The sequence below is a fragment of the Pseudomonas neustonica genome (assembly GCF_003797945.1).
Lineage (GTDB): Bacteria > Pseudomonadota > Gammaproteobacteria > Pseudomonadales > Pseudomonadaceae > Halopseudomonas > Halopseudomonas neustonica.
This window is the reverse complement of record NZ_RKKU01000025.1, coordinates 51875-64503: the sequence shown is the minus strand read 5'-3', so window position 1 is coordinate 64503 and position 12629 is coordinate 51875. Positions and strand designations below refer to the sequence as shown.

The 12629-nt window shown below is 58.2% G+C and carries 14 protein-coding genes; 3 read left to right on the top strand and 11 right to left on the bottom strand.

Annotated elements, in window-relative coordinates; genetic code table 11:
* Positions 1-109 (top strand): IS3 family transposase (locus EF096_RS16310; RefSeq protein WP_148079639.1); only part of this gene is annotated, 109 nt, incomplete at its 5' end.
* A gap of 522 nt (positions 110-631) precedes the next feature.
* On the opposite strand, the gene EF096_RS16305 is transcribed toward EF096_RS16310, so the two are convergent.
* The 11 genes from EF096_RS16305 to EF096_RS16255 all read right to left on the bottom strand — a co-directional run bounded on the left by EF096_RS16305 (position 632) and on the right by EF096_RS16255 (position 10636).
* Positions 632-1645, bottom strand: coding sequence for an alpha/beta fold hydrolase (locus EF096_RS16305; RefSeq protein WP_123890857.1), 1014 nt, complete (start codon positions 1643-1645; stop codon positions 632-634).
* A gap of 204 nt (positions 1646-1849) precedes the next feature.
* A complete protein-coding gene (locus EF096_RS16300) occupies positions 1850-3973 on the bottom strand; it encodes a TonB-dependent copper receptor (RefSeq protein WP_372237923.1) in 2124 nt (707 codons plus the stop codon).
* 104 nt (positions 3974-4077) lie between these two features.
* A complete protein-coding gene (locus tag EF096_RS16295; protein WP_123890855.1) occupies positions 4078-4482 on the bottom strand; it encodes a DUF2946 family protein in 405 nt (134 codons plus the stop codon).
* A gap of 185 nt (positions 4483-4667) precedes the next feature.
* Positions 4668-5453 carry a MetQ/NlpA family ABC transporter substrate-binding protein gene (locus tag EF096_RS16290; RefSeq protein ID WP_123890854.1) on the bottom strand — a complete coding sequence of 262 codons (786 nt, stop codon included), beginning with the start codon at positions 5451-5453 and terminating at the stop codon, positions 4668-4670.
* Positions 5454-5533: 80 nt separating this feature from the next.
* Positions 5534-6199 carry a methionine ABC transporter permease gene (locus tag EF096_RS16285; protein ID WP_123890853.1) on the bottom strand — a complete coding sequence of 222 codons (666 nt, stop codon included), beginning with the start codon at positions 6197-6199 and terminating at the stop codon, positions 5534-5536.
* Positions 6199-7206 carry a methionine ABC transporter ATP-binding protein gene (locus EF096_RS16280; protein ID WP_123890852.1) on the bottom strand — a complete coding sequence of 336 codons (1008 nt, stop codon included), beginning with the start codon at positions 7204-7206 and terminating at the stop codon, positions 6199-6201. The genes EF096_RS16285 and EF096_RS16280 overlap by 1 nt, the downstream gene beginning before the upstream one ends.
* Before the next feature lie 235 nt (positions 7207-7441).
* The gene (locus EF096_RS16275) at positions 7442-8251 is read right to left on the bottom strand and encodes an energy transducer TonB family protein (protein WP_123890851.1); all 810 of its coding nucleotides are present in this window, start codon (positions 8249-8251) and stop codon (positions 7442-7444) included.
* The gene (gene exbD, locus EF096_RS16270; protein WP_123890850.1) at positions 8248-8670 is read right to left on the bottom strand and encodes a TonB system transport protein ExbD; all 423 of its coding nucleotides are present in this window, start codon (positions 8668-8670) and stop codon (positions 8248-8250) included. Before exbD ends, EF096_RS16275 begins: the two co-directional genes overlap by 4 nt.
* Positions 8670-9605 (bottom strand): tonB-system energizer ExbB, encoded by a 936-nt coding sequence (exbB, locus tag EF096_RS16265; protein WP_123890849.1) that lies wholly within the window; start codon positions 9603-9605, stop codon positions 8670-8672. Before exbB ends, exbD begins: the two co-directional genes overlap by 1 nt.
* 30 nt (positions 9606-9635) lie before the next feature.
* Positions 9636-10010 (bottom strand): YbaN family protein, encoded by a 375-nt coding sequence (locus tag EF096_RS16260; protein ID WP_123890848.1) that lies wholly within the window; start codon positions 10008-10010, stop codon positions 9636-9638.
* Positions 10010-10636, bottom strand: coding sequence for a biliverdin-producing heme oxygenase (locus EF096_RS16255; RefSeq protein ID WP_123890847.1), 627 nt, complete (start codon positions 10634-10636; stop codon positions 10010-10012). Before EF096_RS16255 ends, EF096_RS16260 begins: the two co-directional genes overlap by 1 nt.
* 394 nt (positions 10637-11030) lie before the next feature.
* On the opposite strand from EF096_RS16255, the gene EF096_RS16250 reads away from it, so the two are divergent.
* Together EF096_RS16250 and EF096_RS16245 are read left to right on the top strand one after the other, a co-directional pair.
* The gene (locus EF096_RS16250) at positions 11031-11585 is read left to right on the top strand and encodes a sigma-70 family RNA polymerase sigma factor (protein WP_235869773.1); all 555 of its coding nucleotides are present in this window, start codon (positions 11031-11033) and stop codon (positions 11583-11585) included.
* Positions 11582-12556 (top strand): FecR family protein, encoded by a 975-nt coding sequence (locus EF096_RS16245; RefSeq protein WP_123890846.1) that lies wholly within the window; start codon positions 11582-11584, stop codon positions 12554-12556. The genes EF096_RS16250 and EF096_RS16245 overlap by 4 nt, the downstream gene beginning before the upstream one ends.
* The last annotated feature ends 73 nt before the right edge of the window (positions 12557-12629 follow it).

Genomic DNA, 12629 nt, shown 5'->3' with positions numbered 1-12629 from the left:
CAATTACATTGAGATGTTTTATAACCCAAGGCGCCGGCACGGCACGAGTGGTGACCTGTCACCGGTCGAGTACGAAAAGCGTCATTACCAGAGTCTGGCGAGTGTCTAGAATACTGGGGGCGATTCATTTTGCCATTGTTGCCTTCCTTAAAATTCCAGTATGTCGTAAATACAGCTCGTGAAAGCCATAGCCCAATGTCGTCCGTATTATATGAGAAAGCGGGTTGGCAGTCAGATAGGAACGTGACTCAGTAGCCATTTTGGAGGAATAAAGCGGTGCGCCTTGTTGTGATTGTTGTCACGGTTTCTTTTGGCGAAATTATTGGCGTTGCTGCATTGGCCGGGTTAGGTACAGGCGGCGTCATCCGTGCAGCTTGTCCAGTGTGCTGTTGTCAGCCGCCGTTTCTTAGTCAGGTCTCAAAACGCAGTAAAATGTTGTCAGTCGGCTGGCGCTAAAGCGCAAGTTGACGTGCTGTTATTCGGATGGGGGTGCAGAGGAGCCGACGCGATATTGAGTTAAAGGCATGGGATGGTTTGTGTGATTAAAGCTTTGGGCTTCGAGATATAAATAACCAGTGAATGAGCAACAAAAAAGGCGCCTCCGGGGCGCCTTTTTTGCAATGACGGCCGCTTATTGGCTATTCAACTGAGCCATCCCGGCTAGCAGTGCCTGATGAAATTTGTCCGGCGCTTCTACCTGCGGCGAATGCCCCAGTTCGGGAAATTCGACCAGGGTCGCATTGGGAATGGCGGCGGCGGTTTTGCGTCCCAGTTCAGGGTATTGCCCCAGGCTCTGGGCTACCGACTCCGGTGCGCGGTTGGCGCCGGGGGCGGTGCGATCCTTGCCGCCGATCAGCAGTAGCGTTGGTGCCTGAATGTTGGGGAACTCATGTACCACCGGCTGGGTGAACAGCATCTCTGCGGTCTGCGCCTGATTCCAGGCGACTATCTCTTTGCCGGGACCGGCATACATGCCATAGGCCATCTCTACCCAGCGGTCGTATTCGGGCTTCCACTGGCCGTTGTAATAGAACTTCAACTGGTAGTTTTTGATGCCTTCATAGCTGGTTTGCAGCTGTCCCTGGTACATCTGGTCGATAGTGGCATAGGGCACCCCGGCCTGTTGCCAGTCTTCCAATCCGATGGGGTTGGCCAGTACCAATTGCTCGACCTGTTCAGGGTGATTCAGTGTGAAGCGCGCGGCGAGCATGCCGCCCATGGAGTGGCCGATCAAGGTGATCTTGTCGATGTTCAGGTCAGCCAGCAGGGCGTGCGTGTTATGCGCCAGTTGGTTAAAGCTGAACTGATAGCCGCGTGGTTTGCTGGAACGACAGAAGCCGATCTGATCCGGCGCTATAACGCGGTAGCCCTCGGCGCTGAGTACCTCGATGGTGTCCTGCCAGGTGGCGCCGCAGAAGTTTTTGCCGTGCAGCAATACGGCTGTTCGGCCATTGGCTTCAGTCGTTGGCGGTACGTCCATGTAGGCCATCGAGAGGGGTTGTTGCTGAGAGGTGAAAGTAAAACTCTCGACCGGGTGAGGATAGTCAAAGCCCTCAAGCTGGGGACCGTAAGCGGTGTGTGCGTAAGCGCTTGAAAGCGGCAATAGTAAGGTGGCGAATGCGGCTAGGATGGTGACGTTCTTCATCTACTGACTCCCTGTTGGGTCGGCGTCACACCTGCTGACGTAATGCGTTTCAGACGCAGTCAGGCAGAGTGATTAAACGTAGGAGTCTAGCAGCGCGCTGGGCTAGCTATTGAGGTGAAGGCATTTCAGAATATGACGGCAAAGACGATAGTAAGGCGGCGTAGCCTGGGTGCAATCAGGCTACGCCGTGTGTTGCTGAGGTGGTTAGAAGTCCAGGTCGATTTTGGCCCAAAGCGTGCGGCCGGGTTCGTTGATGGCAATAGAATCGGCTGGGAAGCCGAACGCGGCGTTGCCGGCGAGATTAAGGTGCTCGGCGTAAGCCTTATCGAACAGGTTGTCGACGCCCGCGCTGAACTTGAGGTTCTCGTTCAGGCGGTAAGCGCCGTTGAGCGAAAAGACGCCAAAGCCAGCGCTTTTGTCCATGTCCTGACCGACGACGTTACCTTTCCCTTCGTCGATGCGATTTTGCTCAGCTACTACGCGCCAGAGTGCCCCAGCGCTCCAGTTGTTCTGCTCATACCCCAGGCCCAAGCGTGCCTCCAGTGGCGGCATTTGTGGCAAGGGTTGGCCATCGCTGCTGTTTTTACCCCAGGCGTAGGCTAGCGTCGCATCGGTATTCCAGTGGCTGTTGAGGTCATAGGCCAGCCCCAATTCACCGCCCATAATACGCGCATCAACATTGTTGGCCTGGCTGCTGTTCATGCTCATCATGCTGGTGCTGTAGTTGAACAGGATGTAGTCGCGTATCTGTCCTGCGTAGGCGGATGCCCAAGCCTGCAGGTTCTGCTGTTGATACTGCACGCCTACGTCCAGCTGGGTGGTTTTCTCCGGCCGAATGCCGTCAAAGGCGTTGAGGGCGCCTGCCGGACCGGTTTTGGCCGAGAACAGCTCCCAATAATCAGGGAAGCGTTGTACATGACCAATACCGGCATACAGGGTGGTAGGCGAGTCTTCCAGATCTTGCTCGTAGCGGATAAAGCCGCTGGGCAGGGTATCGCTGCGCGTCTGACCGGCGGTGGGATTGGGTCGGCTCATCATCATGCTGCTGATGTCGCTGCGGTAGTCTTTGGCTGATGCTCGATCAAGGCGCGCTCCGGCGATGATGCGATTGCGAGTGCTCTGGTACCAGGTCAGCTCACCAAATAAGCCGTAGTTGCGCATGACGGCATCTTTGTCCCAGGCAAACTCATCCGTATCGCGGTATACGCCGCTCATCATGTCGTAGGTGGAGCTGCGTGCGCGGTGCTCGCTGCGCATGGCATCAACACCGGTAACGAGATCGAGTGACTCCCAATTGAACGTCATGGCCACACGGCCGCCAATGGTGCGGCGGTCTACTTCGGCCGCCATAGGCATTGGCATCATGCTGCTCGGGTCTGGTGTGCGCAGACGGAAGTTATCCATGACGTGATCGGCGTAGTTGTAGTAAAGGCGCGCTTCGAGTTTATCGATGGCACCTAGATTGGTGCGCTCAAAGCGCAAGCCCAGGCTTTCACGCGCAAATTTGCTGCCATCCATGCCGCGTCCGCCGTAGCGTGCCTCGGCGTCACCTTTGCCGGCGCTGAGTTCCAGTAGGGTGTCGTCGTCGGGCGTCCAGCCAAGCGCGACATCACCATTCCATTTGCTATAGCGCGAGGGGACGGTATCGCCGTTGCCGTCTTCGTAGTCGTCAGATTGGGCCTGGTTGCCACTAAAGCGCATATAGCCTTGTGGGTTGCCGATTGCCGCATCTAGCAGTTTATCAAAGCGGCCATTGGAGCCACCTAGCGCGCTGGCGTGAACACGGGTGCCCGCCTCGCTGAATTGCTCCGGCTCGCGATCAAAGAGCACGGTGCCAGCGGAAGCTCCGGGCCCCCAGATGACGCTTTGCGGTCCCTTGATGACCGTCAGCTTATCGAAGGTTTCCGGTGCAATATACGAGCTGGGCGCGTCCATTCGGTTTGGGCAGGCCCCGATCATTTGGCCACCGTTGGACAGTAGGTTGATGCGCGAGCCAAACATACCGCGCAGCACTGCATCGCCATTGGTGCCGCCACTGCGTATGGCGGAAAAACCCGGGATCGTTTTCAGGTAGTCAGTCGCATCGCTGGCTGGCACCGGCTGCCTGGCATCCTTCGGGTCAGCGATGATGGTCAGGGGTGAGCTTTGTTGCACGGCGGTAATCACCAGGGGAGCCAACTCAAGGGAGTTCGTCTGCGCTTCATGCGTTTGCGGTGCAGTGGCATCGGTGGCGTAACTGCTGCCAGCAAGGCTGGCCAAAAAAACAGAGAAAGCGATTTTCCAGCGCTGTGTGGCTGGAGAGACTAAGAGATTCAGTGTTGTTTGCATCATTGTTGTCCACAGGCAAAGCCATGCTGCCAAGGGGCAGACATGGGCAATAAAACAAGGTGTTTGGATTACTGGTGTGGACGCAACGGAAGGTCGGCCGGTGATCAGGCAGAGAGCACCGCTGCGCCAGAGGCAGCGGGTGAAGCACGGGGGTTGAGTGCGGGCCAGGCGGCACGCGGCGGTGGCCGCGCCCAATGGCTGGGCGGTAGCGGTATTGCTGCGATGGCAGGCTGATAGTCCAGTGACCAGCCCAGGCTGTTGAGCGCAATGCCAGCACCTACCGAAGAACACAGTGGGCACATGGGTTTGAAATCGCCGCTGTGCTGCTGCGCACTGTCCAGATCGAGACCGAGGTTTTGCCCATCGGTATTACAGAACACAACTCCGGCGCCGCTGAGATGCTGCGCGCTCATTTGCCCCTGATGAAAGCCACAGGTCAGCACGCTGAACAGCGTGCAGAGATACAGCAGCAGGGCTACAGATAGGCGGTTATCGCGTGACAGAGGCATGGCGGAAATTCTAGCACTGTGCAGACGCTCAGGTGATGATCTGAGCGCGGTTATTTGCCGCAGTGCAAAGGGCTTGAACAGCTAGTGTGAGTAACAGATACAAAAACGCCCGGCGTTGTGCCGGGCGTTTCAGTTACAGCAGAGTGGTGCAGCGTCGGGCGCTTGCTGCGGCCCGGGCGGCACGCTTACTCGAAGGTAGGCAGGATCTGGCCCTGATACTTCTCTTCGATGAAGGCTTTCACTTCTGGGCTGTTCAGTGCTGCAGCCAATTTCTGCATGGCATCGCTTTCGGCATTGTCTGAACGCGCAACCAGAATGTTCACGTAGGGCGAGTCGGCACCTTCGATCACCAGGGCATCGGCAGTCGGGTTGAGGCCGGCTTCCAGCGCGTAGTTGGTGTTGATCAGGGCCAGGTCTACCTGATCCAGTACGCGTGGCAGAGTGGCCGCCTCAAGCGCGCGAATACGAATATTCTTGGGGTTCGCGGCGATATCGCTCGGCGTAGACAAAATGTTGCCTTCATCCTTCAGCGTGATGACGCCCGCTTTTTGCAGCAGCAGCAATGCGCGACCGCCGTTGGTAGCATCGTTGGGGATGACTACGTTGGCACCTTCGGGCAATTCGTCGAGGCTTTTGATCTTGCGGGAATAGGCGCCAAAGGGTTCAACGTGCACACCAGTAACGCTGACCAGATCGGTGCCACGGCTGCTGTTGAACTCTTCCAGATAGGGAAGGTGCTGGAAGAAGTTGGCATCCAGGCGTTTTTCGGCAACCTGTACGTTGGGCTGCACGTAGTCGGTGAAGACGTGAATATCCAGATCAACGCCTTCTTCAGCCAGTGTTGGTTTGACGAACTCAAGAATCTCGGCGTGCGGCACGGCAGTAGCAGCGACTGACAGTTTCTCTGCCGCGAATGCTGGCAGGGAGGTTAATACCGCGGCAGCGGCAAAGGCAGTGAGTAATTTTTTCATACGTAAGGCTCCTTGTGGGATAACACGCAGGTGGCTGGCGGATAGCCGGTCACCTGCTTTTTTTATTGCATTAAGCATAGTTACTTGCGTGAGAAGTGAACTACCAGCCGGTCGCCGACGCTTTGCAGCACCTGCACCAGAACCAATAGCAGCACAACAGTAACGACCATGACATCGGGCTGATAACGCTGATAACCATAGCGCACCGCTAGATCGCCCAGCCCGCCGCCGCCAATCAGGCCCGACATGGCGGTGTAGGACACCAGCGTAATGGCGGTGACAGTGATGGCAGCGATGATGCCCGGTAGGGCCTCCGGTAGCAGGGCGTTGACCACGATCTGTCGCGGCGTAGCCCCTGCGGCCTGGGTGGCTTCGATGATGCCGCGGTCTACTTCGCGTAGGGCGGTTTCAACCAAACGCGCAAAAAACGGCGTAGCACCGACCACCAGTGGCGGAATGGCGCCCGCCACGCCCAGCGAGGTACCTGCCACTATCACGGTGAAGGGAATCATCACGATCAGCAGAATGACAAAGGGCACCGAGCGAAAGATGTTAACCAGTAGCGAGGTCGCCTGGTAAAGCACCTTTTGCTCAAACATCTGCCGTGGCCCGGTGAGAAACAGCAGCACCCCGAGCGGCAGTCCGAAAATGAGCGTAAAGACCAAAGAGCCGCCCAGCATGCTGAGCGTATCGAGCGTGGCTTGCCATATTTCGGGCCAATTGACGTTGGGAAGCAGAGCATCCATTAGCGCAGCACCTCCATATGCACATCGGCCAGGGTGAAGCAGTGCATTGCTGCTTCAACGTCGCCACCGGTGAGCGCCAGTGTCAACTGGCCGTAGGGTGTGTCCTTGATGCGGTCGATGCGGCCGGCCAGAATACTGTAGTCGACCCCGGTCTCTCGGGCGACGCTGCCCAGCAGCGGTGTGTAGGTGGAGTCACCATTAAAGGTGAGCCGCACGATGCGTCCCTCGACATGCGCGAAATCATTGCGCTGATCGTTCTCATCAACCTGCTCGTCCTCGCGGACAAAACGTTTGGTGGTCGGGTGTTGGGGATGCAGGAAAACGTCCGTCACCGGACCCAGCTCAACGATCACACCGGCATCCATCACGGCAACGCGGTCGCAGGCACGGCGTATCACATCCATTTCATGGGTGATCAACAGGATGGTCAGGTTCAACTCGCGATTGATTTGGGTCAGCAGCTGCAGCACTGATGCGGTGGTTTGCGGGTCCAGTGCACTGGTGGCCTCGTCACAGAGCAGTACCTTGGGATTGGTCGATAGGGCACGGGCAATACCCACGCGCTGTTTCTGACCACCCGATAGCTGCGCGGGGTATTTGTCGGCGTGCTCGCTCAGACCTACGCGCACTAGGAGTTCCGCGACGCGCTGATCTATCTGCGCGCGGCTCAGCTCACCGGCCAGTTTCAGTGGCAGTGCCACATTGTTGGCGACCGTTTTGGATGACAGCAGGTTGAAATGCTGAAAAATCATACCGACTTGCCGACGAAAGCGGCGCAAGCCTTTGGCATCGAGTTTGGTTACGTCTTCACCGTCGATCACGATACTGCCGCCCGAGGGCTCTTCCAGGCGGTTGACCAAGCGCATCAGCGTGCTCTTGCCCGCGCCGGAATGGCCAACGATGCCAAACACCTCACCCTGAGCGATATGCAAGTCTGTCGGATGCAGGGCTGGCACTGACCGACCACCTACGCGGTAGGCCTTGTGTACCTGCTTAAAATCAATCACGTATTAACCTTCCAAATTGCGAAGCGCGGCCCCGTTTGCAAGGCCGGAAAGCCGGCTAGTTTACCTGCAGTGCCTCATGCCGTAAAAATCTTTATCGGCCTATGGTTATAGCCAGATGGCATTGAGCGCGGGCTTGCCGAAACAACCGGGGTTATCAGCGGTTTTATCCGGTTTCATTATTAGCTGCGTTAGTCCTCTATTGCGCCCTGTACTGAGCGCCCGCAACTGATTGCGGTTAGAGAGAGAATAGCACTGGTACGGTCAGGGTAATCCGTTCACCGGCAATCTCTGGCGGTGGCAGCGGCAATGGTTCTGCGCGCTTGGCGAGTGCCAGCGCCTCCCTGTCCAGCGTGCGTGCACCGCTGCTGCTGGCAAGGTTGACGCTGAGCACCTGGCCACGGCGATTCATGGTTAGGGTAATAGTGGGCATCCCTTGCTGGTGCGCCCTCAGTGCCTGACGCGGGTAACGCTTATGGCGTTGCAAGTGCGCGTACAGCAGCTGCTCCCACTGCTGGCGCGCATCCAGTTGTTGTTGACTGACGGCGCCCAGCGTAGGGGCACTGACTGTTTCACTCTGGTTGGGTGTTGCTACGCTGGGTGGCGCTGTCGTCTGTTCGGCTGCCTGCTGATTGGCACTCTCGTTGATGGGCTCGGGCGTTTCTTCAGGTGTCTCTTCAACCGGCGGTTCGGGCGCTTTGACGGGGGTCGGTTTTTTCGCTGGCAGGCTAACCTCGGTCTTGGCTACCTCGGGTAGTTCGGGCTGAGCTTTTGCTACCTTGGCCGGTTGCGCCGTCGCTGCATCGGCTTGGGTCTGTTCAGGGCCAGGTGGCAACTCGGTCGGCTGACTGGCGGGCGCGGCCAGTGGCATGACCAATTCAATGGCCATCGGGGCGGCCTGGGGCTTAAGCTCAAGGGGCTGACTTGGATGCCACAGGTAGATGGCTAGTACCAACGCGTGCAGACCCGCTGCCGCCAATAGGGCAGACAGCCAGAATGGCAGCCCGCTGCGCGTGCGGCTGCGTTGCGGGCCTGCCAGCGGTGTCATGGCGTACGTTCCAGCCCAACCAGGGCGACCTTGAGATAACCCGCGTCGCCCAATGCGTTGATGACCTCGGTCAGATCGCCATAGTTGATGCCCTGGTCGGCGCGCAGAAAGATGCGTTGCGCCGTATCGGGCGCCGCGCTGGTCAGGGCGTCCGGCAGTTGCGCCAGGGTGAGCTGTTGTTGCTCACCCAACGTTAACGTCAGGTCTGCCTGCACACTGAGGTATAGCGGGTCGTCAGCCGGCGGCTGCGGTTTGGCGGTAGAGGCTGGCAGGTCTACGGGCACGCTGACGGTAGCCAGAGGCGCAGCCACCATAAAGATGATCAACAGCACCAGCATCACATCGATGAAGGGGGTGACGTTGATTTCGTGGTTTTCGCTCAGTTGACCATCTTCTGCGCCGGACAGGTTAAAGCTCATCAGTGCCGCCCCATGCTGATGGGGACTGGCTGGTGCTGGTCTTCGGCGTCGGCGTTTTGGTTTCCCTGTTGCCGATCCAGGTCACGGCTAACCAGCGTCAGCAGCGCCGTGGCGATATCACCCAACTGCGCGCGATAGCCGTTAATAGCCCGCGCAAAGTGGTTGTAGATCACCACCGCTGGAATCGCGGCTACCAGGCCACAGGCGGTCGCCAGCAAGGCCTCGGCGATACCCGGCGCGACGACAGCGAGGTTGGTGTTCTGCGACTGGGCAATACCGATAAAGCTGTTCATGATGCCCCACACGGTCCCGAACAGACCGACAAAAGGCGCGATGGAGCCTATGGTCGCGAGTATGCCGGTGCCCTTGTTCATCTGGCTGCCAGCATGAATCTGCACGCGATCCAGTCGTGCGCCAATACGCTCCTTGATACCTTCATCGCTGGCGGGGCCGCGAGCAGACAGGACCAGCTCGTGGGCGGTCGCTTGTAGCAAATCCATCCCGGCGCCGCGCTGCTGGGCACTCTGCTGCCGTGCCTGAGCAAAGTGCTCGGACTCGACCAGTAGCTGCAAAAGCCGATTGGCGCGCTTGCGCGCCTGTGCCAGTTGAATCAACTTGCCGATCCATACCGACCAGGTCAGTAGTGAGGCGATGAGCAAGCCGATCATTACACCCTTTACCACCCAGTCGGCAGCCAGGTACATGCCCCAGGGCGACAAGTCGTGCGGTAGCGCCTCAGCTTGAGGTAACAGGGATTCAACCTCAGGAGCAGGCAACGCATCCACACTGGTAGTAGCGGCGGAGGTGTCGTCGGTGCCGTCTTGCGCTGCGCTATTGGCCTGGATCTCTGCACCGGGCTTGGTCGTTTGCGCCAGCGCAGCATTGCCCAGCAGCAAGGTGAGCAGCAGGGTAGATAGGAGAGTCAGCGGTCGCATTGGTGATTATCCTCGCGCAGTCTACGCGGTTCAGGGTTGAGGGCAGGGTGGTTCCGGGCGGCTACAAAGCCAGAGCAGCACCAGGCACATAGCCGATGGCACCAGCCATTGCACCCAGGCGCTGGGCGCCGCAAGGCAAATCAGCGGCATGCTGATGAGCATGCTGATACCGGCTAGCCATTTGGCGCGGCGGGGAATGGCCCGGTGTGTTTGCCAATTCTGTATGGGTGGACCAAAGCGAGGATGGTTCAGCAGCCAGTCAGCTAGCGGCGGCCACCCCTTGCTGGCCGCCCAGACCGCCAGCAGCATGAACACGGTGGTCGGCATACCGGGCAACACGGCACCAATGAGTCCCAGGGTGACAAAGGTCAGGGCCAGCATGCGCCAGCCGAGCCGCTGTAACATCAGACTGCCGCAGCGGGCTGATTATCGGCCATCAGCTCTTCTACCGAGGCACGTACGAAAGCAAAGGCCGCACGTGCGCCTTCGACTGCTGCTGAGCGGGCCTGCGGTGTGAGATCGAGATCGTCCAGTGCTTGCTTGAACTGGCGCCAGTGCAGGCCTCGGCCCTCGGTATGGCCTGCCAGGTGACGTGCTCCAAAGGATTCTGAAAGACCCAGTTGGTCCTTTGCGTACTTGAGCAGGAAGGCCGCGCCCAGGGTGGAACCCTCATGGGTGTAGAGCCAGCCGATTGCTTCTTCAGCGTTAGCCGGCTTGATGGACGTACCAGCCAGGCGATCTTCCTCTTGTTGCTGCTCACTGAGATTGAAGTCGGCACAGTCCCGCTGCACAGCATCGAGGCGGTTGCGCTCGGCCAGGCCCGGCAACATGGCTTGCAGCTCCGGGTTTTGGTACAGCGGTGCTGTGGCGTAGTGCAGGCGCAGCTGCATGCGCAGGAAACAGGCAAAACGCTCGCGGTTGGAGAAGGGCGCTAGCGCCATGATGCGCCTGTCGAGGCTCTCGTGGGTCGAGGTGGTCTGCTCTTTAAGGTAGCTACTCAGGGGTAATGCGGTGTTGTCTGCCGTGATCATGGCGGGTCCTTGCGTACGGGATATCGTCGGAAGTCGCTGGGGCGCCTGGAAGCGACCTTTACTGCGTCTTACCTAGATAACGAATGAGCCGCTGCTTCCCGTAATGAAATTGAGATTTTTTTTCATTCGTATCCATCGAGAGATGTCAGGAGCTGTTGGGTGTAGCTCTGACCTGAGTTCTAGTGCGCTGGCTTGGGTCGCCCGATTGCTCTTTATGGAGCAATGGCTTACTGGGCTGAAAGTGGCGGCTTGACATCAATGCATGTGCTTGCCTCATAATGATAATCGTTACTGTTTGTGATCTGTTCTTGTTACCGTGTGCGGCTATTCAGGCTGCGCGTTGTCGGAGGTCTTTTGTGTCCAGCTATGCTCCTTCGCTGTGGATGGTTCGTCTGTGAGTGATCGTTCACGGCCGCTTGCTGCGGCTGACTTCAACGGCTTGCGCACCGAGCTGCGGCGCTTTTTGGGCAAACGTATGAGCAACGCGGCAGATGCCGACGATCTGGCGCAGGATGCCTTTGTGCGCTGGTTGGGCAGTACCGCGGCCGAGCAAAAAACACAGGAATGCCCGCCCAGACCGCTGCTGTTCAGCATCGCCCGCAATCTGTTATACGACCATTGGCGGCGCCAGCAGGTGCGTACGGGCGCGGGACTGGTCGAGTTGGACGAATCCGCGTCGGAAGCAGACGAAGCATTGCAGACAGAAGGGCCATTGCGCATGATTGAGCAACAGCAACGCTTGCATCTGTTGGCCGAGGCGCTTGAGGGCTTGCCTGCCAAGCGTAAACAGGCGTTTGTATTACACAAGTTTGACGGTCTGTCGCAGGCAGCCGTTGCCCAACGGATGGGAATCTCTTTGAGTATGGTTGAAAAACATATCGCCAGCGCCATGCTGCATTGCCGCCGTCACGCGCGCTCAGGGCTGCGCAGCGCGGGGAGGTGCGAATGAGTGTTGAGGCACCCGCGAGCGCAATTGAAGAGCAGGCCGCCCAGTGGTTCAGTCGTCGTCAGGATGGGCCGCTGGACCCCGCCGGTGAGGCTGCGTTTCAGACCTGGCTGCAGCAAAATGAGGCGCATGCGAACGCGTATGACGACATGCAATTGCTGTGGGCTGACTGTGATCTGCTGACGCGACCTGCGCTTGAATCAGACAAGTTTGTGGTGCTCCCTGTTGTATCCGCGCGACGCTCCCGGTTCAGGTCAATGCTGACGTTGGCGGCTGCTCTGTTGCTGGCAATAGGCATGGCGTTGGGCACTAGCTGGTACGCGCAGCCGACTTATCAACTCAACGCCAGTGCTGATCAGCAGCAATTGCGTACCCTGCAGCTGCAGGATGGCAGTGAAGTTGTTCTTAACCTGGGCGCGCAAGTGCATGTGCGGTATTTCCGTGATCGGCGTGAGGTGGAGCTGAGTGCTGGCGAAGCCTTTTTTTCCGTCAGTCCGGATGCGACAAAACCCTTTCTGATCAGCGTGGGTGATGCAGAGGTTCGCGTGGTGGGTACGCGGTTTAATGTGCGTCGCAGCGATCAGGGCGTTGCAGTGGCGGTAGAGCAGGGTACTGTGCAAGTAGATCCTGGTACGCAAGGACTCGCGCCGCAGTTGCTGCAGGTGGGGGAGGTGGCCGAAGTAGATTATCGCCGCGGGCTGGTGCGCAATAGTGAATTGCCGACCAATGAAATCGGTAGTTGGCGCACGGGCATGCTGATTTTTCGCGATAGGTCGTTAGGTGAGCTGGCGCAAGAGTTATCCCGTTATCTCGATCGTCCGGTGCTGGTGGGCGATGCCCAACTGGCCGCAAAGCGCGTATCAGGCAGTTTGGATATTCATCAACCAGAGCTGTTTTTGCAGGCACTGCCGCTGCTGCTGCCCGTTCAGATAAGTCGAACGGATGACGGTCGGGTGATGCTGCAACCCCGCTGATTTACATTAAAAGCTAATCTAAATGAAAATATATGTCATTTAGATGTGAGGGTTTCTCGACCTGCTGCGTTTT